18 protein-coding genes are annotated in these 23,186 nt (G+C 48.6%); 7 read left to right on the top strand and 11 right to left on the bottom strand.

The features are described from left to right. Positions 1 to 12: 12 nt before the first annotated feature. From RGU75_RS12350 to prpR, 9 genes are all read right to left on the bottom strand, one after another. Positions 13 to 885 (bottom strand): phosphate ABC transporter substrate-binding protein, encoded by an 873-nt coding sequence (locus RGU75_RS12350; RefSeq protein ID WP_322236326.1) that lies wholly within the window; start codon positions 883 to 885, stop codon positions 13 to 15. 12 nt (positions 886 to 897) lie between these two features. Next, on the bottom strand, positions 898 to 2,904 hold the full coding sequence (locus tag RGU75_RS12345) for an EAL domain-containing protein (RefSeq protein ID WP_322236324.1): 2,007 nt from the start codon (positions 2,902 to 2,904) through the stop codon (positions 898 to 900). Beyond that, positions 2,883 to 3,404, bottom strand: a complete 522-nt coding sequence (locus RGU75_RS12340; RefSeq protein ID WP_322236322.1) for an MHYT domain-containing protein — start codon at positions 3,402 to 3,404, stop codon at positions 2,883 to 2,885. Before RGU75_RS12340 ends, RGU75_RS12345 begins: the two co-directional genes overlap by 22 nt. Before the next feature lie 290 nt (positions 3,405 to 3,694). Beyond that, positions 3,695 to 4,210 (bottom strand): hypothetical protein, encoded by a 516-nt coding sequence (locus tag RGU75_RS12335; protein ID WP_322236320.1) that lies wholly within the window; start codon positions 4,208 to 4,210, stop codon positions 3,695 to 3,697. Beyond that, complete coding sequence (gene phbB / locus RGU75_RS12330) at positions 4,179 to 4,919, bottom strand: acetoacetyl-CoA reductase (RefSeq protein WP_322236318.1); 741 nt, start codon at positions 4,917 to 4,919, stop codon at positions 4,179 to 4,181. The genes RGU75_RS12335 and phbB overlap by 32 nt, the downstream gene beginning before the upstream one ends. Before the next feature lie 117 nt (positions 4,920 to 5,036). Then, entirely contained in the window at positions 5,037 to 5,765 is a 729-nt protein-coding gene (locus RGU75_RS12325) for a phasin family protein (protein ID WP_322236317.1), read from the bottom strand. A gap of 22 nt (positions 5,766 to 5,787) precedes the next feature. After that, on the bottom strand, positions 5,788 to 6,429 hold the full coding sequence (locus tag RGU75_RS12320) for a response regulator transcription factor (RefSeq protein ID WP_322236316.1): 642 nt from the start codon (positions 6,427 to 6,429) through the stop codon (positions 5,788 to 5,790). Then, positions 6,419 to 8,203: a CHASE domain-containing protein gene (locus tag RGU75_RS12315; protein ID WP_322236314.1), complete on the bottom strand. Its 1,785-nt coding sequence runs from the start codon at positions 8,201 to 8,203 to the stop codon at positions 6,419 to 6,421. The genes RGU75_RS12320 and RGU75_RS12315 overlap by 11 nt, the downstream gene beginning before the upstream one ends. A gap of 385 nt (positions 8,204 to 8,588) precedes the next feature. Then, entirely contained in the window at positions 8,589 to 10,736 is a 2,148-nt protein-coding gene (gene prpR / locus RGU75_RS12310) for a propionate catabolism operon regulatory protein PrpR (protein ID WP_322236312.1), read from the bottom strand. Positions 10,737 to 11,136: 400 nt separating this feature from the next. On the opposite strand from prpR, the gene RGU75_RS12305 reads away from it, so the two are divergent. The 6 genes from RGU75_RS12305 to RGU75_RS12280 all read left to right on the top strand — a co-directional run bounded on the left by RGU75_RS12305 (position 11,137) and on the right by RGU75_RS12280 (position 16,971). Next, on the top strand, positions 11,137 to 12,201 hold the full coding sequence (locus RGU75_RS12305; RefSeq protein ID WP_322236310.1) for a phosphotransferase family protein: 1,065 nt from the start codon (positions 11,137 to 11,139) through the stop codon (positions 12,199 to 12,201). Beyond that, positions 12,194 to 12,595 (top strand): DUF6285 domain-containing protein, encoded by a 402-nt coding sequence (locus RGU75_RS12300; protein WP_322236308.1) that lies wholly within the window; start codon positions 12,194 to 12,196, stop codon positions 12,593 to 12,595. The genes RGU75_RS12305 and RGU75_RS12300 overlap by 8 nt, the downstream gene beginning before the upstream one ends. 49 nt (positions 12,596 to 12,644) lie before the next feature. After that, positions 12,645 to 13,340: a histidine phosphatase family protein gene (locus RGU75_RS12295; protein ID WP_322236306.1), complete on the top strand. Its 696-nt coding sequence runs from the start codon at positions 12,645 to 12,647 to the stop codon at positions 13,338 to 13,340. A gap of 75 nt (positions 13,341 to 13,415) precedes the next feature. Further along, positions 13,416 to 14,582 carry an acyl-CoA dehydrogenase family protein gene (locus RGU75_RS12290; RefSeq protein WP_322236304.1) on the top strand — a complete coding sequence of 389 codons (1,167 nt, stop codon included), beginning with the start codon at positions 13,416 to 13,418 and terminating at the stop codon, positions 14,580 to 14,582. Continuing rightward, complete coding sequence (locus tag RGU75_RS12285) at positions 14,583 to 15,374, top strand: glucose 1-dehydrogenase (RefSeq protein ID WP_322236302.1); 792 nt, start codon at positions 14,583 to 14,585, stop codon at positions 15,372 to 15,374. Positions 15,375 to 15,768: 394 nt separating this feature from the next. Further along, the gene (locus RGU75_RS12280) at positions 15,769 to 16,971 is read left to right on the top strand and encodes an ABC transporter substrate-binding protein (RefSeq protein ID WP_322240482.1); all 1,203 of its coding nucleotides are present in this window, start codon (positions 15,769 to 15,771) and stop codon (positions 16,969 to 16,971) included. A 211-nt stretch (positions 16,972 to 17,182) separates the two neighbouring features. On the opposite strand, the gene RGU75_RS12275 is transcribed toward RGU75_RS12280, so the two are convergent. Further along, complete coding sequence (locus RGU75_RS12275) at positions 17,183 to 18,358, bottom strand: iron-containing alcohol dehydrogenase (protein ID WP_322236300.1); 1,176 nt, start codon at positions 18,356 to 18,358, stop codon at positions 17,183 to 17,185. Between the two features lie 194 nt (positions 18,359 to 18,552). After that, on the bottom strand, positions 18,553 to 19,857 hold the full coding sequence (locus RGU75_RS12270) for an MFS transporter (protein WP_322236297.1): 1,305 nt from the start codon (positions 19,855 to 19,857) through the stop codon (positions 18,553 to 18,555). A 1,025-nt stretch (positions 19,858 to 20,882) separates the two neighbouring features. Between RGU75_RS12270 and pdeR the strand changes: the two genes are divergently transcribed. After that, positions 20,883 to 22,907: a cyclic di-GMP phosphodiesterase gene (gene pdeR / locus RGU75_RS12265; RefSeq protein ID WP_322236295.1), complete on the top strand. Its 2,025-nt coding sequence runs from the start codon at positions 20,883 to 20,885 to the stop codon at positions 22,905 to 22,907. The last annotated feature ends 279 nt before the right edge of the window (positions 22,908 to 23,186 follow it).

Raw genomic sequence — 23,186 nt, 5'->3', positions numbered from 1 at the left:
GCAGAAGCGCCATCATTCCTGGTAGGGCACAAAGCCCATTTTATCAATGATATCGGCCACCTGAGGGGAAAGAGAATACTCAATTAATTTTTTGGCTAAACCTTGTGGAAGACCGCGTGTTACGAGCATCAGCGGCCGCGTCAGCGGATAATCACCGCTGAAAATATTCGCTTGGGTTGCTGCAATCCCATCAACCGATAGAATCTTGATCGGAACACTTCCCCGTATTTGATCTTCGGCTACGATAACTGACATCAACGAAATTGCATTCGAGCTTGCTGCAACTGCATCAATGACATCGGCATTTTCACCCAAGACTTGTTCTGCCTTCATCTCGCTATAGTTCATCTTAAAATGATGCATAAACAGTACCACGGTACCACGCCCTTCCTCTCGGTTTATGACCATGATCGGAGCATCTACCCCCCCAACCTTTTTCCAGTTTTTGATACGCCCTCTAAAAATATCCGCAATCTGGGATGAAGTCAGCGACGTTACCGGATTACTTTTATGGATAATCAATCCGGCACCATCGCGTGCTACCGGAAAACCCTTCAAGTAGACATCTTCATCTGTCACCAGTCGCGATACCATTCCTATGTCCGCGATACCATTCCGCGTATCGGTAATACCACGCTCGGCACCACCCATTTCGATCCTAATGTTAACGTTTGGATGCAGCAACTGATAACGTTTGACAATTTGTGCCATCAACGGTGCTGTCGTACTTGATCCAGTTATCAGCAAATGTCCTTTCAGGACTGAACCGGCTGGCGCAGTACCGTTAGCACCGCTATCGTCCGTTGCATTTTGCCGATTGCATGCGGTGAGAAATACGGTAATAAAAAAAATCATCAACAGGGTGGGGATAAAAAGTCGGGTCATGGAAGTGGATTACTAACATCGAATCAATTGGAGGGCTGGACCGGATAGCGCAACGCTGTCGAGGCTTAGGCGTTTCCCTGAACGCAATAATGCGAGGACTTCGCTACTGGGTAATGGTCGACTAAAATAATAACCTTGGATTGCATCACACGCGTTCGCATGTAAAAAATCCAATTGTTCAACCGTCTCAACCCCTTCGGCGACGGTACGAAGTGCAAGCGATTTTGCGAGTGCAATGACAGTCAGAATAATGGATCCGGCTTCCGGTTTTTTATCTAAATTTGCAATGAATGATTGATCAATTTTAATAATGTCGACAGGAAACCGCGTGAGGTAACTCAGACTAGAGAAACCGGTTCCAAAATCATCAATTGACATCTTGATGCCGATTTCTTTCAACTGATTCAATATTAAAATCGTGCCTTCGGAATCATTCATCAACATACTTTCTGTCAACTCGAGCTCAAGACATGACGGATCCAGCCCGCTACTAGCCAATATGGACTGCACCATTAAAGGCATATTTTTTTGCTCAAGCTGCCGCCCCGATACGTTGACGGCAACATTCAACTGGAACCCTTCATCGCGCCATGCACTCAATTGAGCGCACGCTGTTTTTAACACCCATTCGCCAATCGGAATGATCAACCCGGTTTCTTCGGCCAACTGAATAAAGCGTCCTGGGGGAATCGCACCCATTTCTGGATGATTCCAGCGTATCAATGCTTCAATGCTGACGATGTGGCCGCTTTGTAAATCTATCTGCGGTTGATAATGCAAAACGAACTCTTTATTATCGAGTGCCTGATGTAAGGCATGTTCGAGCTTTGCTTTTTCCAGAGCTTTACACCCCATTTCCAGCGTATAGCACTGAAAACAATTACCGCCCTGCTCCTTTTTTGCACGGAGCATCGCGACGTCCGCATGCTTCAGCAACAAATCCGCTTCGTCGCCATCTTCAGGATAAACGCTGACGCCGATACTGGTCGTAACATGCAGTTCGCGACCGCCCGAAAAGACTGATTGTGAGAATGTTTTTAAAACCCGCATCGCTAAATGCGCTGCATTCCCAGATTCGCGTATATCGCTCAGGATGATCACAAACTCGTCACCTCCTAGACGGGCGACTGTATCGCCCTCTCGTAATGTTAATTTCAAACGGTGCGCGAACTCCTTGAGCAAGCTGTCGCCGAAAGGGTGTCCGAAGGAGTCATTGATATTTTTAAACCGATCAATGTTCAGAAATAAAATTCCCAGTTTTCCATGTGATCGGCGTGCCCGGATTAATCCCTGATGCAATCTGTTCATCAACAAATTGCGGTTAGGGAGGTTCGTTAAAGCGTCGTAATTCGCCAGATATTCAATCCGTTCGTCACTCGCCTTGCGTTCAGAAATATCTGTCGCAACGCCATCCAGACGCAACGGGTGTCCTTCCGCATCACGTACTGTCCTCGCGCGGTCCTCTAACCAGCGAATTTCACCGTCTGGACGTACGATCCGATATTTGAGCGTTAGAGGCTTAGCGGCTAACACTTGCACCAGCCATTGCATCACGCGCAACCGGTCATCCGGATGAACAATACTTCTCCACAACGCTGGATCAGCTTTAAAATCGGCCACCGCACGACCATAAATAACATCGGCAGCCTGGTTTATATAAAGTAGCTCGTGCGTGGTAGAGACAGACCAGAGCACCATCGGAATGGACTCTAAAATTCCAGACAGTTTATCTTCTACCTCCGAGAGCTCATGACTGTGCAACATTAACCGCGAATGGGCCATACGCAGTTTTTCCAGCACGGCGCTGCGCCTGAAAGTGCTAATAATAAAACTTCCCATGAACAAAATCAGCACCAGAGCCGTCACAATCAAAGCAAGTGAAGTGGTGTCAATACCGAAACCCTTAGCCATACAAAAACTCTGGGCAGAAAAGCTCGCTCCAGCCATCGCCGTGTAATGCATGGCAGCAACAGCAAACCCCATCACCATAGCACCCATCATTTGCTGTTTAAGTGCCATCGGTGCTTTTTTTCCCCACTGAAAACGATCAGAAGAGCTCCAATAGACGCAGCAATCGCGATAAAAATCGACAGGGAGAACAACAATGGATCATAGCTAATGGCGGGCTGCATTTTCAATGCCGCCATACCGGTGTAGTGCATCGCAGCGATGCCAAGGCCCATTACAGTTCCACCGATTAAAATCCGATCCAACGTTAACTTTTGATTTTGAACTAACAAAAACGCGGCAAGTGTGCCCGCTATGGCAGGTACGATTGACAAGGCGATGAGCGAAATATCGTATGCCATACGAATTGGCATATTGAATGCTAACATTCCAATAAAATGCATCGACCATATAGCTACTCCCAACGTACCGGCGCCACAGCACATCAATAAAAATGCCACTCTGCCGTTACTTTCGCGCATATTTTCAACATGGGAAAGCGCTGCAAATACGCCGAACATAGGAACCAATAACGAGAGAGCTATCAAGTAGCCATTCCAGAAAATCGGCATTGCTGAGCCTCAATTAATGTTTAAGCATGATCTGACATTGGACGCGCACGCACGAGGGTAGGACAGGCGATATTTTGAATGAACAATCTTGAGCAGGATCGCCTTTGATCCCACAGAAAATTCAAATAAGCGTATGAAGACCGTCTAATGCGTCCCCGATTAATCAGTACAACGACATCCATCCTGAAAATTCGGATGAAAGTAAAACCAATGTCTGGTTAAAAAACGCTTAAAAGTCGTCTTTCTCATTCATGACCGGACACACGAATGAAAGAATTACGCTTATGCCATCAAACAAAACAATGGCGAAGGTACCAATGCGGAAGCATATCTACAATTTTTCGACCAAGATTGAGGTCTTTTAACATCGCACGTGCTTCCGCATGTTGCAGCAGCATCAATAACTCCGCATGCGTTTTTTTATAGGCTTTGACTTGACGAACATTCTTGGACTCCATTAATTTTTCTTTAATAAAAAAATCCTCTTTAAGGTTCACAATAAACGTGCTGAAACCGTCCTCAAATTCACTGTCGTCACAGGAGCGAAGCGCTGTAAGCTCTGCGAATAAGGCCGGTTGAAGATGTCCAATTTCCCGCATCTCCGGATTACTTTTTTGTTGGCGTTCCATATTGTCCTTATTCGCTTTTTCCGAGACGCCCCAGACGTTGCACAAATTTTTAAAAATAAATTCTCTGCGAATGCGCTGGTCAGCGCGCTCCACTGCTTCTACATCAACGATAAGTAACTCCTTACTTCGACGAATCCAGTCCACTTCAGGACATATGTTGTCCACCGTTGATTGCAATATTCGCGCCTGTCAAAAATGCCGCCTCATCCGATGCAAGGTATGCGACCAACCCTGCTATCTCTTCTGGCTTCCCCAAGCGTCCCATTGGAATTTGCGGAATGATTTTGGCCTCTAATACCTCTTTATCAATCGCCATGACCATCTTGGTGCCGATATACCCTGGCGAAATCGTGTTAACAGTTACGCCTTTTCGCGCTACTTCCAGCGCTAAAGCCTTGGTGAAGCCATGCATACCCGCTTTTGCCGCGGCATAATTGGTTTGACCGAATGCGCCTTTTTGACCGTTGACCGACGAAATATTCACAATACGCCCCCAACCACGCTCGACCATGCCATCGCAGACCGGTTTGGTCATGTTGAACACTGAGTCCAAATTGGTACTCATCACTGCATCCCAGTTGGTTTTATCCATTTTCTTGAATGTCATATCTCTCGTTATACCGGCGTTGTTAACCAGCACATCAACGGCGCCAATTTCGGTCTGAATCATTTTGATACACTCTCTGGCGGACTCGTAATCCGCGACGTCACACGGGTAAGCACGAAATTCAAAATCCATCTTACGCATTGCCGTCAACCATTGATCCACTGTTTTATTACCAGGTGAATAAGTCGTCACTACCTGATAACCCAAGGCAGCCAACTTTATGCACACCGCTTCACCCAAGCCACCCATACCACCAGTCACTAACGCAATACGTTTCATCTGTACGTCTCCATCTTATTTTTGTCGCTACTCATGAGCGGTTCGCCGGTGAAGGACGCCGACGGTTCGTCGTAACGATTTTGGTTATTTAGGGTAAATCAACTACATAAATTTCAGTCAAATCTTGTCGATCTGCAATTTATTTTTCTCTAACCTAATTAAATTGTCAGGCTCTTGTTGCGCGTTGATTACTACTGGCTCCGTAACTTCGGCAGGAATTTCCAGACCATCAATCGCCGCGATCACAACATTATTTTCTATGCCATCAACATTGGGTTTTACGACTTCTATCTGTCGCTGAACTGCATCGCTCATCTGTGATCGTGCATTGAAGCAAATGTCGCTAATCCGTTGCGTGAGAGAAAGAGAACTTTCTATCCGCGCTTGCATCCGAGCGGAGATCAATTCAAACCGATCACTAGCATTGACCGCGGTCATTAATTGACGGGTAAAAACTATGCTCTCTGCGAGCCCGGTTTTAACAGCAACCATACTAATGCGCATTAATTCCTCAGAGCAGCCACTAGAGGCTTCTCCAAGTGTCCTCGATAATGCGCGCTGTGAATTAATAAAATCGGCAACCATGGTGCCGTACGATTCGTTGGAAATCGACATATATATCTCCCCATAAATAGCCTTACAGCAATAAAAATGATAAACCACCGCAACTGCAAAGAAGGTGCATAAAATCGCGATTCCACAACCAGTATCCCCAATCAAGGGGATAGTTACCATCGGGGAATACAGTTTTATGTATAAGGGATTGCCTGATACCACACAGAAACAATGTTCCATATGGAATGAGAATATTTTGCTATAACCAGACTTATTGCTGACGGAAACCAACTGACACGCCTTGCGCGTGCCATCAAATCAGGAGGCCATTTTCCAAGGCGTAGCGCACCAAAGCAGTATTACTACTCATACCCATTTTTTCCAAAATGTGGGTTCGGTGAGTCGTGACGGTTTTCGGACTTAGATGTAGTTTTTTGGCGATGTTAACCAAGCTTTCACCCAGTGCAAGCAGTTTTAGCACCTCCAGTTCGCGATCAGAAAGTGCCTCATGCGGGATCACGCGGTCATTCCCAATCATGTTTGCTAACCGTTCTACCAAGGCTGGACTGAGATATTTCCCCCCTGTGGCGGCTTTTCGTACTGCTTCAATCATCGTTGTAGCTGAATTGCTCTTGGTCAGATAACCGGCCGCACCTAACTTAAGCGCCCTGACCGCATACACTTCTTCGGAATACATCGAAAGAATCAACACAGCCAATGTCGGCTTTTCGACACGCAGACGCTTCAACAGATCCAGACCACTTTGTCCCGCGAGTGCGATATCTACCAACGCAACATCGAACTCCTGTTTTCTCACCAGCCTTGCTGCTTGCTCGGCTGTTTCTGCCTCGCCCATTACCAAGATATCCTGTGCCACACTCAGCATCAGTCGCACCCCGTTTCTTACGACAGCATGATCGTCCACAAGTAATACTTTTATTTTTTTATTCAACATAATCCTGTTCCAATGGCAGGCGCAACAGCACCGCCGTACCAACACCTGACACGCCACTGACTTTTAACTCTCCTCCGAAATGCCGCGTACGCTCATGCATACCCAAGATACCCCAAGCCTCGCCATTGAGTAATTGCTGCGCATCAATGCCTTTACCGTTATCTCTAATATCTGCAATGATGGTGTTTTTTTCGTGCAATATTACGATCAATACCTGAGTTGCGCCAGCATGTCGCACCACGTTCGTGAGCGCTTCCTGCACTACCCGAAACAACATCGTGCTACGCTCGGGATCAAGATCAATCTTGCCAGCGCTTTCGCTAATACTGCAGATGCAAAGGAGTCCGGTCCGCTCTTGAATTTGCTCCGCGTACCACTCCAACGCCGCCCATACGCCAAGCTGATCGAGCACGCTTGGTCGCAAGTCAGAAATCACGCGGCGAACAGTTTCGATGGCCGTATCTGCCTGATCGGCTGCTTCAAGGAGTAATGGGTCTGCAGCGTATCCTGCGCGGATAGCCCGTTCGATAGACACCGAGACGTTTGCTTTAATGCCGGTTAATACGCCGCCCAGGTCATCGTGTATTTCTCGCGCAATCCGTTTGCGCTCCTCTTCTTTGATACTCTCTTGGTGATCAACCATTTTGCGCAGCTTTGCGCGAGAAATCTGGAGCGCCTCTTCGGCCCGTTTCCGCGCTTTGATATCTGCAATCAACAGATGGTTTACCTGTTTAAGTTCGGCGGTACGCTGAGTCACTAATTTTTTTACGCCCTGAGCGGCCAATGCGTTCGACTGTAAGTAAGCAGTAGCGGCGAGCGTGGCCATGAGCCCCATTATCAGGACATACACTGCGCTGGCATGGCTTGCCATGAACGGATTAGGAAGTGCAGAAACGATCATGTGCCATGTCGTACCTGCGATATCAATGCTATAGCCAAGAGGTTGCGGTGAAGCGCCAAGCATCCATTCCGACCACCTGCCGTCAAGCTGACCGTCCATGCTAGTTGATGCACCATATACACGCTTGCTTTCATCCGCCGCCGCTGAAGCGTACACACGAACATCCAGACCAGCATTCGCAAAGCCATCCGAAGGTGCAAATATTTTCTCAAACAGATCGCCGGCCCTTAACATCGCCACGGTATAGCCAACGACAGCGAGTCGCCGTGAAGCAACACTATCATGGGCCGCACCATCCCGGTACACCGCCATCATAATGTGGAAACCGCGCTGCTCACCCGTCACCCTGAAGAATCGAAACAACCCGGTTGCCGAAGGCAGACCGGTATCTTCGGCACGTTGAATCGCTTCATTTTGATAGGGTAAAGAAGAGGCATCTACAATAAAAACTTCTTCATTACCTTTCATCGGTTCAATATATTCAACCACCCGATAAATTTTCTTTACGCCTGCAACTACACGCTTTCCGTTGACCATGTCATCGATGGTAAAACCGGGAGAGTGCGCACGAATACGCGCCTCAAAGGCAGATCTCTGCGCTGCAGAAACCAATCGATGAAAGCCAAATGCTTCAATATAGGGATAGCGTTCTTGCAGCGGCTGCGTGAAAGAATGGAATTGCTCCCGAGTGACATTGCCGTCTGTCGCAAATAACTGATTGACCACGCGTAGCGCTTCCACGGCATCCCGCATGCCCTGTTTCACCATTGCCGCCCGGAACTGCGCACGCCGTTCAAAATTAATCTGTTCGCTGTGCTGCTCTTGATGACAGACCCAGAAAAACAACGCAACGGACACAAGTAATCCGAACATCAAAATGCAAGTCGCCGATAACTTTAGGGAAACAGGAAGGCGACGGCGAAGCATTTCATACCATTTAGAAGGTCATAAAATCCGATCATAAACGATATAAAACATTATGTATTAATTAAATATTATGCAACATCCGCCATGAAAATATCACCTGGGAAATAAAGTTATTCAATGCCTTCACATCTACCCGACAACTCGATCGGATAATATTCCCGAGTGCAATTTGCCGGACATATCTTTCGCGCACTATAATTTTTTGCGCGTTCCCGCAGCGCATTTTTGTGTGTTTTTCCGGTCACAATTTTAGACAATCAACCGAACACAATCGCGCGCGATAATCTCAAAACAAAAATGACACGTTGGACGCAATTGAAAAACCCTATTTCTATTCCACTATCCGACCGGAACGCAAGCGCCGCCACAAGGTTGATCGACTTACGCCTAATTGGCGAGCTGCACTCTCCAGATTGCCATCGCAATCGTCGAGTACCTGTTTGATATGCGAAATTTCTGCGGCTTTGCTTAGAGAGCGCAAATCAGACACTGCGGGGACAGATCCTACTGTTGATATCCCCTCTATACCATCTGTAAAATCTATCCTGGCTGACTTTTCAAAAAACTCCGGGACCAGACTACGCAGCCAGTGTTGGTCAATACCGCGACCTTGGGCCAAATCACCGACCGATAATGCCGCACGTTCAATAATATTCTCAAGCTCCCGAATATTGCCTGGCCAGTGATATTCTTGCAGATAAGGTGTGAGTGCTTCAAGCAACAAATCAATCTGTATCGGCTTATCCGAACGCGCAATCATATGCTGCAATACGCTACGTGCAATAACTGGAATATCGGCTTTTCTTTCGCGCAAGGATGGTACCTCCAGACGCAAAATATTCAATCGGTAGAACAGATCTTCACGGAATCGCCCTTCGCGTATTCGCTGACGAAGATCGCAATGCGTGGCCGCCACAATCCGAATATCAATCGGGATCGGCTCTGTGGCCCCCAGACGTAACACTTCACGTTCTTGCAAAACGCGGAGTAGCCGCGTTTGTAAAAAAACCGGCATATCGCCTATTTCATCCAAAAATACCGTGCCGGTATGCGCTGCTTCAAACAAACCAGGCTTCCCACCTTTGCGTGAGCCAGTAAAAGCGCCCTCTTCATAACCAAACAATTCGCTTTCAATTAACGTCTCAGGAAAGCCCGCACAGTTGATCGGGACAAATGGACCACGATGACGGCGGCTCGCATTATGAATACCTTGCGCGAGGAGTTCCTTTCCGGTTCCACTTTCTCCCGTCACCAGAATGGTTGAATCGGTACTGGCATAGCGCTGAGCGAGACGCACTACTTCACGAATTTCGGGGCAATGCCCATTTATCTGATCCAACTGGTATTTGGCCGTAAACTGGCTAGGTCGTGTAGCAGAACGAATACGTCGGTCTGCGCGCTGCACTGCCGTCATCTCCTGACAGGTCAGCACCGCTCCAGTCAGTATTCCGTCCTCATGAATCGGCATGATGTTAGCGATCACCGTACGATTACTAAGCGTATTGCCCGATTTATTGCTTACTTTGTCGTCTCCGAAAGTACCGATCTTTTCATTTGGCTTTTCACCGAGCTTATTCTCTGGCCTGACGCCTGACTTATGACTGATCAAAATTACCCGATTCTCTTCGCTAATTCCTGTGCGTAGAACGTCGGTTACATCCAATCCCGGAGCAACGGAACTAATCGGTCGTCCTTGCGCCCATTCCAGACTCACATCGAGAAGCCGTAACATTGACGGGTTAATCGACTGTACATCGCCTTTGCTATCAACCGCGATGACGCCGTCAGTCAAATGTTGTAGAACGACGTTAAGTCGCTGACTCTTAACCACCTCAATTCTCTGGCTACGACATATCGCCAATGCGTCGTCCAGCGCTTTTCGCACGGCATCTGTTGTCAACGACAAGATACCTTCGATACCCGCTTCTTTTGCCAGATCCGTAGTCGACGAAGAACCGATCAGCACCTTATAGCCATCTACCGCCAGGCGTTGAACAATGCGCCTCGCCTCTTCCAATGTGGTGTAACTTTCTTGCCGAATTTGTACAGTGAACAGCGGCCCCATTTTGTCGAGATCCGCATTAATCCTTCGATAGCTGAGAATCGCCACTTTTGGCGAGACAATACGGGCCTGGTCCAGTGTGCGCAATAAATCCGGTCCGCCCACGCGCATCGAGATTACGGCGCTGGAGAGACGTTTTCGCAGATAGGCTGCAGTCGCACTGGCACACACAAAAACATCTACAGCGTTGTTCTTCTCAAGTTCACGCGCAATCTGCAAAGCATCCGAAAGGGCCGTATCGACAACTTGAATACGGGCATTGGCTTCATAAGCAGGCATGACCTCTTGTACCACTTGTGCCAGCCGACTAGGAAAATCAGGGCGTCGCAAGTGACTGATCAGCACCACGACTTGCGGACGATAAGAGGAAGTGATGGCTGAAGCGGGGGAGATGGCGGCGACAGAAGAGTTAAACATAGTATTTCGCATAGTTGCTGACATGGCATTTGACTAAATAGCCTTTTAATCAATTCACGCTAATTGATTCTGGCATTTCAGTGTATCGCAAATTTGAAACATTATTTTTCAAATATGACACATATTCAGGCGATACAAAAAATCACTATATGTTAATCAATAGTTTGAAACTCACACTTAAAAGACGCCTTACATTCACAGCGAATAGGTGTATTGTAGAAAAAATAAGAACGTGCTTCCTCAGAGGAAATCCTATCTTTCTTTATGTGGATAATTTCCCTTATGCAATCATTTTACTTCCCAATTAATCTGGCACGCCCTTTGCATTATTCGCGTATTAGCCTTCATGAAACTCTGATGTCGCAGACATCGACTATTTGAACAAGCGAGCACGTAAAACATGACAACTAGTAACAATAAGGCAGCCCTCGTTTCTTCAGGCGAAATAACAGAATCACAGGATCAACTAACAAATTACCTTTGCGCGATGACTGCCGCGAGGGAAGTACGTATCACGCAACTCGAACGACTTTCAGGTGGAGCAATACAAGAGAACTGGCTTCTCGTTGCCCATGTCAGCGGTGGTGCCTACGAAGGTTGTCAGCGTTGGGTATTACGCACAGACGCACTGTCCAGCGTTCCTGTCAGTCTCAGTCGGGCGCAAGAGTTTGCCGTATTGCGTGTGGCATACCAGGCGGGCGTGAAGGCTCCGAAGGTTTTGTGGTGCTGTCAGGATCGGAGCATCATCGGACGCGATTTCTTCCTCATGGAATGTGTGCCGGGCGTGGCGGCCGGACACCGCATCACCGGCAATGACGCTCTCGTCCCTGATCGCTCTGCATTGGTCGAACAACTCGGCGCCAACATGGCACGCTTGCATACGATCAAACCACCGAATGACGATCTCGCATTTTTACCACCGCCAGCCCTTAATCCGGCACTCGCCACCATTGCCGCCTACCGAAGTTATCTGGATGCACTTAATGCATCTGCACCGGTGTTGGAATGGGGCTTGCGCTGGTGCGAACTCAACAGTCCGTCAGTTGCCCCTATTTGTTTGCTTCATCGGGATTACCGCACCGGAAACTACATGATTCACGACGGCGCATTGAGCGGCTTACTCGATTGGGAATTCACAGGCTGGGGTGATCCACGGGAAGACATCGGCTGGTTTACCGCCAGGTGCTGGCGTTTTGTCGCCCCGCAACGTGAAGCCGGCGGTGTCGGTGACATTGATGACTTTTTACGCGGATATGCCACGGTATCCGACATGGTCGTAACACGCCGCGATCTGACGTATTGGCAAGTCATGGCGCATTTACGATGGGCCATTATTGCGCTACAACAAGCAGACCGTCATTTATCCGGCCAACAGACATCTTTAGAACTCGCTCTGACCGGTCGCATGCTGCCAGACCTGGAACGTGAAATCCTGGCTCTGACAAAAGGGGCACACGATGAATAAGCAAGTAGATGCACGAGAACTGTTGACAACCGCACGCGACGCGTTGCTGCAAAATATTTTGCCGAACCTGCCGGAAGGACTGCACTACGAAGTCAGAATGATTGCCAATGCAATGCGCATTGCCAGTCGTGAGCTAGCGCTAGGTGCCAGCACCAACCATCTGGAGTTGGACATATTAAGTCAGCTAGTCGGCAGCACGCAGACCGATAGCAGCATCTCTCCATCCACTATTGCAGAGAAAATCGCAAAAGACCAGCGTACATTGTGTCTCGCTATCCGCGCTGGAGAGTTTGATACCACCGATACTAAACAAGACGCGTTAATAACAGCGCTGACAGAGATTACCCTGGCCAAGCTGGCGATCTCCAATCCGCGAGCAATTCACCGTGGATAAACTGTCTATGGAGATATCAAATACATTAACACCGTCGTCGGAGACGTCAGTGCACGCAATTCGCCGGCGTCGCTGTTATCTGGTACGTCATGGTGACGTGCGCTATTTTAGCGATGATGGAAAACCGCTTGATCCACGCACAGTAGCGCTATCCACACTAGGCGTGCAGCAAGTTGAAAAACTGGCCGAAATGTTGCAGCCGTTACCATTGGATCGCGCAGTTTGTTCAGACTACCCGCGCGCGCGGCAAACGCTGGATCTATTAGTCGCAGGGCGCGGCCTCGACATCCAGGAAACAGCATCATTACGCGAGATCAGGGCGGGCCGGTTATCAGACATTCCAACATCAGAACAGTCGGCGGAAATGGGCTATGCCTACGAACTGGCAAACCGCACAAATGGGCAGTTTATCGGCGGCGAAGCATGGGTCGCATTTGAGCGCCGCGTTGTGGAGCAATTTCTCCTTTTTCTGGCCGAGCCGGATTGGAACAGTTTGCTCATTGCCAGTCACGATGGCGTCAATCGCGTTCTTCTTGGGTGGGCCATCGGCTGCGGTCTGAGCGGATTGTCTGCGTTGGAGCAAGATACCGCCTGCGTCAATATTATCGATATCGATATGCTTGGTGATCAGGTAATACGTCGTCTGGTCAGGACCGTTAATCTGACGCCATATGATTTATCAAAATCCGATAGCAATCTCACAGTCATGGAAAAAATATACCAGGCCTATACGCAAGCCCACTAAGGCGATCCCAACTGCGCTTACATTCAGGCGCATTGAGCAGGTATTGACACAATTTTTTACGATAGGAATAACAAGATGAACTTTAGTATTCCCGAAGATCTGCTGGCTTTGCAGAAGAAAACCCGGCGCTTTATTGCCGAAGAAATTATTCCGATGGAGAACGATCCACGTCAGTCGCCGCATGGCCCAAGTGCAGAACTGCGGCAAGTGCTGATCGAGAAAGCTCGGGCGCATGGTTTGCTCACGCCCCATGCGTCGAAAAAAATGGGCGGCCTGGGTCTTTCGCATATCGAAAAAGCGATCGTGTTTGAAGAGGCAGGTTATTCGCCACTTGGCCCGGTTGCATTAAACATCCATGCACCTGATGAAGGTAATGTCCATCTGATGGAAGTGGTGGCTACCGAAGCACAAAAAGAACGCTGGCTAGTACCAATGGTTCAAGGTTTAACCCGTTCCTGCTTTGCGATGAGTGAACCGGATGGTGCTGGTTCCGATCCTCAAATGCTCGCCACCACAGCGGTGCGAGATGGTGACGACTATGTGATCAATGGTCACAAATGGCTTATCACTGGCGCTGAAGGTGCGAGTGTATCCATCATCATGGCGAAAATGGAAGACGGTTCAGCCACCATGTTTCTGACCGACACCGACCGTCCGGGATTTATCATCGAGCGCGCCATGGATTCTCTCGACAGCTGCTTTGCTGGCGGTCATCAAGTACTCCGTTTCGAAAATCTGCGGATACCGGCGACCGACATTTTGGGCGAAATCGGCAAAGGATTTCGCTATGCACAAATCCGCCTGGCACCGGCGCGCCTGACGCATTGCATGCGTTGGCTAGGTGCCGCGCAACGCTCCCACGATATCGCCTGCGACTACGCGCGCACCCGGCAATCCTTCGGAAAACCGCTAGGCGATCATCAAGGCGTCGGTTTTATGTTGGCAGATAACGAGATGGATATGCATACAACCAGACTGGCGATCTGGCATTGCGCTGATGTACTTGACGGCGGCGGTCGCGGTAACGTCGAATCCAGCATGACCAAGGTCATCAGCTCCGAAGCCATCTGGCGCGTGGTTGATCGTTGCGTCCAAATCCTCGGTGGGCGAGGCGTCACTGGTGAAACCATCGTCGAACGCATCTTCCGCGATGTGCGCGCTTTCCGTATTTACGATGGTCCGAGCGAAATACATCGGATGAGTCTGGCTAAAAAAATTATGCTGCGGTCACCGGAGAATTAAATGACTGATAGTTCGGTTAAATCGATTATGAGCATTTTTGACCTCAGTGGCCGCGTCGCGTTGGTTACCGGCGCTTCCAGCGGCATCGGTCGACATCTATCGGTGACGCTTGCTGCCGCTGGTGCTGAGGTTATGGTCACCGCCCGACGCATTGATCTGCTGCATACACTGGTCGCGGAAATCGAAGCCAACGGCGGTAAAGCCCATGCAATTGCACTTGACGTCACCCGTCGTCACTCAATACAGGCGTGTCTTGATGCCACCGTTGAGACGTGCGGCCGACTCGATATTGTCGTCAACAATGCGGGCGTCAGCAACACTAAAAATGTCTTAAAGTACGACGATGACGATTGGGACGCCATCATCGACACCAACCTCAAAGGTGCATGGATTTTGGCACAGGAAGCAGCCCAGCGCATGGTCGGTTTCAACCGTGGCGGCAGCATAATAAACGTGACCTCTATCCTCGCAGAGCGCGTTTCAGGTGGCGTCGGCCCTTACTGTGCAGCGAAAGCGGGATTAAGTCATCTCACCCGCTCCATGGCGCTGGAACTGGCCCGCTACGCAATACGGGTTAATGCGATTGCTCCGGGCTATATTGTGACCGAGTTAAATGAAGAATTTTTACGCAGTCCGGCTGGCGATCAGCTCAAGTCACGAATACCCTCACGCAGCTTCGGAGAATGTTCAAGTTTGGATGGCGCATTGCTGTTGCTGGCTTCCGATGCAGGTCGTTATATGACAGGTTCGGAAATCGTGGTCGACGGTGGCCATTTATGCAGCAGTTTGTAATAGGACTTACGCAAAATCGCCCCAACTGCGTTGTGCTCTCCTAACCGCCAGCGTGGCCCGGCCAGCGTGGCCCGGCCAGCGTGGCCCGGTACTAGCACACTGTCGTCGTCGGCAGGGTTAGCAAGCCCGTTGTTGGGATGGTTTTGTGTAAATTCTATAATTTATTAGATCAACATGAAAAATACAGTAATAAATTTTTTACCAAGTTGACGAATCAGTTTTAAGTGATCGACACGGATAATTTATCGGCAGCTCTATAAGACGGGGTTGACGGCCAGGCTATCAGTGTTGCACACTATTCCGGCGTATAAAAAACAAGAACCATCAACGCATTTTTTAACCTCAAGACCCTGTTCAGACACTCAACGGAGAAGACATGAAAATCAAACCAAAAATGAAGATATTAGCTGCCACATTCGTCACCCTGGCTACGGCCGGGTTGATCAGTCCGGCTTCAGCGCAAATTTCAGGCGACGTGGTTAAAATCGGTTTCATTACCGACTTATCCGGCGTGTATGCAGATATCGATGGCCCCGGTGGCGCCAATGCCATCCGAATGGCAATTGCCGATTTCGGCGGAACGCTGAACGGTAAAAAAATTGAATTTATAGTCGCTGATCATCAAAATAAAGCTGATATTGCGGCTAGCAAAGCACGCGAGTGGTTCGATCAGCAAGGCGTCGACATGTTGATTGGTGGCACCAATTCAGCAACCAGTCTGGCCATGGCCAAGGTCGCGGCAGAAAAGAAAAAACCTTTCCTCTCCATCGGTGGTGGCACTGCCCGTTTGACCAATGAAGATTGCACTCCTTACACCATTCATTATGCGTATGACACCGTGGCGCTGGCAAAAGGCACAGGTTCGGCAATCGTTAAGCAAGGTGGTAAATCATGGTACTTTTTGACCGCCGATTATGCGTTTGGCGCGTCACTGGAAAAAGATACATCTGCGGTGGTGAAAGCCAACGGTGGTACGGTGTTAGGTGAAGTCAAGCATCCCCTTTCAGCGGCCGATTTTTCTTCATTCATGTTACAGGCCCAAGCATCCAAGGCACAAATTCTAGGTTTGGCAAACGCTGGTGGCGATACGATTAACTCGATCAAGGCCGCCAACGAATTTGGTTTGACTAAAAACATGAAGCTGGCCGGTCTTCTGATGTTTATCAACGATGTGCATTCTCTCGGTCTGAAGCTGACCCAAGGCATGTACCTGACCGACGGTTGGTACTGGGATCAAAATGAAGAAAGCCGCGCTTGGGCGAAAAAATATTTTGCCAAGGAAAAGAAAGAACCATCGATGCTACATGCCGCCGATTATTCAGCAACCATGTTTTATCTGAATGCGGTTAAAGCCGCCGGTACTGACGATGGTGAGAAAGTCATGGCGCAAATGCGCAAAACCAAAGTTAATGACTTCTTCGCCAAAAATGGTGAGATCCGTCCAGACGGCAGCATGGTCCATGAGATGTACCTGATGCAAGTCAAGACGCCAGCAGAATCCAAATATCCTTGGGATTACTACAAAGTCATTCAAACGATTCCAGGCGATCAGGCATTCACCACCAAAGCAGAATCAAAATGCTCACTCTGGAAATAAGCAAACTCTAAAAACTTGAAAAAAAAACGGCGACGACGTGCATTTAAGGTCGTCGCCGTGGTATTTCAGATCAGCTTATAAGCCTACATAAATATCGCCTCAACCGCTGCGAAACAAACGTTGACAAAGTTCTGTGCGCAGCATAAAACGTGATGCGCGACCGGCTCAGTATTCAAGATGCACAATAAGCCGCCCAGCTTTTAGCTGCTTCTTATAATGCAGCGCTATAAATGGCATGCGCATCAGCCCGGGTAACTTCGCGTGGGTTGTTGCCTAGCAGTCGTGTTTGCAGCATTGCATCGTCCGCCAGACGATCAAGATCAGTCGCCTTAATCCCAACTTGCTGCAACCGCGTTTCAATCCCTAGTTCTTGGGCCAGCCTCGTCATTGCCATAATCATGGTCTCGGCACGTGCTTCAGCGCTGCCGCTTGCAGATGGCGCGATGATGTCGGCCAGCTCTGCGTATTGCGGCGCTGCAATCGGCGCGTTAAAACGCAAAACATGCGACAACACTAAAGAGTTCGATAGTCCATGCGGAACATGAAAAATGCCGCCAATCGGATAGGCCAGCGCGTGCACCGCACCTACTGGCGCATTCGCGAAGGCTTGCCCAGCTAAAAGCGCCCCCAGCAGCATGGCTTGTCGGGCGGCCAAATTGCGGCCATCTCTGCACGCTGGAAGAATGTTATTCCATAACAACGTCAGGGCTTGCCGCGCCAGCATATCTGATAGTGGATTTTTCTTCACCTTGCTGGTGTAAGCTTCAATCGCATGCACCATGGCGTCGATGCCGGTAGCAGCAGTAATGTGCGATGGTAAGCCGAGCGTCAATTCGGCATCCAGTAACGCCAGATCGGCATAAAGTTGCGGCGCAACGACGCCCATTTTGGTCGTCTCGCCGGTCGTCACAATCGCAATCGGGGTTGCCTCTGATCCCGTCCCGGCGGTCGTCGGAATCTGCACCAGCGGCAGGCGATGACCGTTGATATTACCGATGCCATACATCGTATCAAGTGCTTGCGCTCCTCCGGCTAACACAGCGATCAGTTTGGCGACGTCCATAGAACTACCACCGCCCAATCCGATCACCACATCAATCTGATGCTGTCGCGCGAAAGCAGCCGCCTGTAACACTACGGCTTCAGGTGGATCGGCCACTACTTCGGAAAAAATCTGTACCGTTAGACCGGCGCTGCGTACGTTGGCCACAATTGGATCAACCAGACCGGTAGATAAAAAGCCACTATCGGTGACGATCAGCACACATTTCGCCGCGGGAAAGCGTTGCGTCAAGAGTGCGCCGAGACGCTTGGTCGCACCAGGCTCAGAATGAATGTGCGCCACGGTGTCGAAACTAAATGGATTGAGAACGGCTGCTTGCATCATGACCTCCTGTTTAAAGCACTTCCAGCATTATGGACCGAACCGCTGTCTAGCGACTTATTGACGCGCTTATTGGCATACTTATGGGCACGCTTAATGGCACGCTTATTGCACTTTTAAATGCAAAAGCTGCGACTGCCGAATATTTCCGCAGCCGCAGCAATCTTATCTAAAAAATCTGACTCAATCGCTAGAATTTATCGATTTACAATAGCTTTTGGCATCCTTAACATTATCACTGCAGCGATCACCAATGAAACGGCGATAAGGTACAGACCAATATCTGTACTATGCGTCTTGTCCTTAATCCATCCGACAAGGTAAGGACTGACGAAACCGGCAAGGTTACCGACCGAATTAATCAGCGCAATACCCGCTGCCGCTGCCGCACCACCCAAAAATGCGGTTGGCACTGACCAGAACTGGCAGAGTGCTGCCAGGATACCGACTGTTGCGACGGTCAAGGTTAGAATGGCTAATACTGTGTTGTCCGCATAAAAGGTACTGAACACCAAACCGATGGCGCCCAACACCGCAGGTGCCGCAACGTGCCAGCGGCGCTCATTCATGCGATCAGCACTACGACCTACCAATACCATCACGATCGCGGCAGCGCCATATGGAATCATCGTCAGCAAACCAATATCGAGCGCATCAGTAACGCCGGATGCCTTGATCAAGGTTGGCAACCAAAAACCGACTCCGTAAAGTCCCATCACGATACCGAAGTAGCCTGCACACAACACCCAGACGCGTTTGGTTTTAAATGCGCCCATGGCACTATGCACTTCCAGATTGCCTTGATCGCCCGCGATATTTTTTTCCAATAACGATTTCTCCGCTGGCGTCAGCCATTTGGACACGTTGATCTTATCGTCAAGATAAAAGAACACAGCAATACCGGTCAAGACCGATGGAATCGCTTCCAGCAAAAACAACCATTGCCAGCCAGGAAGGCCATTGACGCCATGAAACCTGTTTAAAATCCAGCCCGAGAGCGGTCCACCGACGACTCCGGCAATAGGGATACCAGTCATGAACAGCGCGGTGATTTTTGCGCGACGTGCGGCAGGATACCAGTAGGTCAGATACAGAATGATGCCAGGGAAAAAGCCAGCTTCAGCAACCCCCAGAAGAAAACGCAGCAAATAAAACATGGTTGGCGTCTTTACAAACACCATCGCTGCCGCAACAACGCCCCAAGTGACCATTATTCGCGCAATCCATTTACGCGCACCATAACGATGTAAGGCGATGTTACTTGGCACTTCAAACAGAAAATAGCCGATGAAAAAGATCCCTGCACCTAGTCCATAAACGGTTTCGCTGAACTTTAAATCTGACAGCATTTGTAGTTTGGCGAAACCGACGTTCACCCGATCCAGGTAAGCGAATACGTAGCATATGAATAGAAACGGAATCAGACGCCAGGTCACCTTGGCATACGTTTCCTCCTCAAAGCTCTTTTCTTGCGTGGTATTGCCAGTTGCTGTTTTTAACATCGTTATCTCCATGTAATTATTGTATTGGGTGGTTCTTGGTCACACACTGTCTAGTCGACTATTCGCCACTTCAGAATCAATTTAGTAGCGCACGTTTTATATTCCTTAATCGAAGATGTACGGCGGGATCACCGCGGGTCGTCATTCCATCAGTTACAAACAACCGGCTAACATGTCCACGACTACAGACTAGCCTCGCTGGTGATGCTGGCAATATTGCGCCCAGTTATATAAGCAACAACACCATCCTCAGAATGGTGCAACGCAAAAGCGCAATAAGCAGTGACTAATCTTTCTCTTTCCGTTACATGCTTACGTTCCTCAGCATGATTGGAACGGCACGCTCAAGATGCAACCCCTGTCTGACCCCTGTCCGGCCGGGTTCGTATTTGGGCTTATATCTCTGCTCATATATACCGACTCATCACACAATTTGAAATTGCCTCGATCTGGTTTGTTATGCATTTTCTTTTCCCACTAGAGGCTTGCATGATTATGCAGTTCTTAACATTATTCACTAGATGTTTATGATTATTATATTGCCAAACTTCTCGTAGAATACAACGTTGCAGCCATGTTTTCCAGATCACCAACATAAATAAGAATAGCGACTTTAGGTCAGCCTTCGTTAAGGTCAATAAAAGGGCGAAAATATATTATCTGTTAGTCAGCTTACGGTCGCTGAGGGAAGAACTAACCGTGAGTTTTTGGACATTCAGGAACACACGGGAGCGAGACGCAATTGGGGTACCTTGATTATGTACAGCCATCGTGCATCCTTCGATTGGGCAAATTAGTTCAAATTGGTTGATGAAATTAATTAAACATTACGTCATAGTGGTGCTAATTAATTAATGTCATACTTTCTTCACTTGCTAAGACTATTCCTTTGCTATTCTGTCGAAAGAACGTTCTTATGATAAAACAAATTATTATTTCTGGCGTAAAAAACACTATTAGCGTAATGTTACTTATAAGAACATATTCCACAACATATCTTTAGACGCTGACATGAAAGAGTCGCAATGCTTAACTTCGAAGAAGACATTGATAACCCACAGCTTTTTACCCATTTCGGCACCTCTAGTCCCTGCTGGAGATTAACAACCGATAGCGATGCACTCGATTTATCTGGCGACGTTAATTCAGTCACCGTTTCAGTTGAACTCTCTCCGGCACAAGCTCGGGACGTTCGATCAATGACCGGGGTCACTTCAAGCATAGCGATTTCAGTAACTATTTTTGGCAACCCCATTCGCCTTCATCTCGTGGGTAGAAAAACTGATACCTGGTTATGGGGCGGGACTGCAGCGCAATACGGGGATACAGATACTGTCGCAAAGGACTTAGAAAGCGGTCTCTCATTTGCTGAACAAGTTGTCTCCGAGGTTAACTCATTAGTCGTCATCATCGACAGCGCAGGAAAAATTCAACGATTCAATCGGCTGTGCGAAGAAGTGACAGGCGTCATGGAATCCGATGTTGTGGGTAAAAATGCTTTGGATTTGTTTGTCCACGAGAAACAACGCGAAGACACGCGGTCAAATGTCAATAGTTTTTTTCACCGCGAAAAGACTTACGAAACATTGCGCCCCATCAATACAAAGAAAGGGGTGCGAATCATAAAGTGGCGCAACACCATCATCGAATCTGGAAGCGGCGTACAAGAAAAATTTCTGGTCTGCTCTGGTACCGATGTGACCGACGAACTTCGTACGCAAGAGCGAATGGTCGAGATGGCTACAACGGACATGTTGACCGGTTTGCCGAACCGCAATGCTATTCAAGATAAAATCACAACCGCCATTGCGCCACCGAATGCTGAAGCCTTTGCGCTAATATTCCTTGATTTGGATAACTTTAAGAAAGTGAATGACCATTATGGCCATATCACCGGTGACGAGCTTATTAAAGAAGTGTCCGTTGCTCTTTCATCATGCCTTACAGAAAAGGATGTGCTAGCGCGAATCGGTGGAGATGAATTCCTGATCATGATAGCTAGTCCTTCGCAGGACGTTATTGAGGCTACCGCGCAACGTATTTTGGAACGGATGAAGTTGCCGTTCCACCTTAAACGCACAGAAGTCTATTCCGGCTGTTCAATTGGTATTGCCATGTTCCCGGAACATGGGGCAAACCTCGAAGAGTTGATTCGAAGCGCCGACACCGCAATGTATGTCGCTAAGGACAACGGTAAACGCACATTTTGTATATTTTCAAGGGAGATGAATAAAAAAGCCAGCGAATACGTGTGGCTTGACACTAACATGCGCAACGCACTGGCTGATAATCAGTTCGAGTTGTACTACCAACCGAAAGTATCGCTTTTGACTGGCAAGGTGGATAGCGTTGAAGCCTTAATTCGCTGGAATCATCCAGAGCGAGGCCTAATCATGCCGGGTGAGTTTATACCTTATGCTGAAGAGACCGGATTGATCGTTCCACTCGGGCGCTGGGTGATGGAGACAGCTGCCAAGCAAGCTGGAGCATGGAAGAAGCAAGGCCTCAACGTGCGCGTAGCCATTAATATATCGGCCCGCCAATTACGTATTCCAACCATCATAGAAGACTTTACAAAAGCCATTCTGTCTAACGATTTATGTCCATCCATGGTCGACATTGAGTTAACCGAGAGCTGCCTGATAGAGGACGAAAAACTAGCGCATCGTCTTATTCGGATGTTCCGCGAACTGGGCGCAGAAGTACATCTGGATGACTTCGGTACTGGCTACTCGTCGCTATCGCAATTATCCCGTTTACCATTAGACGTCATTAAACTCGACGGCAGCTTCATCCATTCGATTCACACCGATGCCAAAGCCCAGGCCTTAGTCCGCTCTATGGTTGCAGTAGGTCATGAGTTGAGTCTAAAAATTGTGGCTGAGTGCGTCGAAACACCCGAGCAAGCAGAATTTCTGCGTAATATAGGAATTGACTACGCGCAGGGTTATCTGTTTGCAAAACCGATGAAACTGTCAGATTTTAACGCTTGGATGCCAGCATCCTCTAACAAGGTCGTGCGCCTCGTGACAAAGGCACGCTCTATTTAATGCAAAATCAATACCTATTTACTAGTGCGCATTCGCACCGGAATCTGAATTAAAGCAGACTTGAGAATAGCTTTCCCTCGGGAATTTATGCTACCTCGGCGTGCTCAGGAATAGTTATTCTTGAACACGCCGAGTCAATGACAAGCGTTAGCAGCTCACCGATAAATAAAATGTGCCAACACGCATCCGCCTTTGCAACGCGATTTAACCGTTGGACAACGATACGCTCGACGACGCTTGTTTGTCTGGTCCGGCATTTACTACAGTAGATGTGGCCAG

The organism is Glaciimonas sp. CA11.2, from assembly GCF_034314045.1.
In the GTDB taxonomy this organism is placed as follows: domain Bacteria; phylum Pseudomonadota; class Gammaproteobacteria; order Burkholderiales; family Burkholderiaceae_D; genus Glaciimonas.
This window is presented reverse-complemented; position numbering and strand designations above follow the sequence as displayed.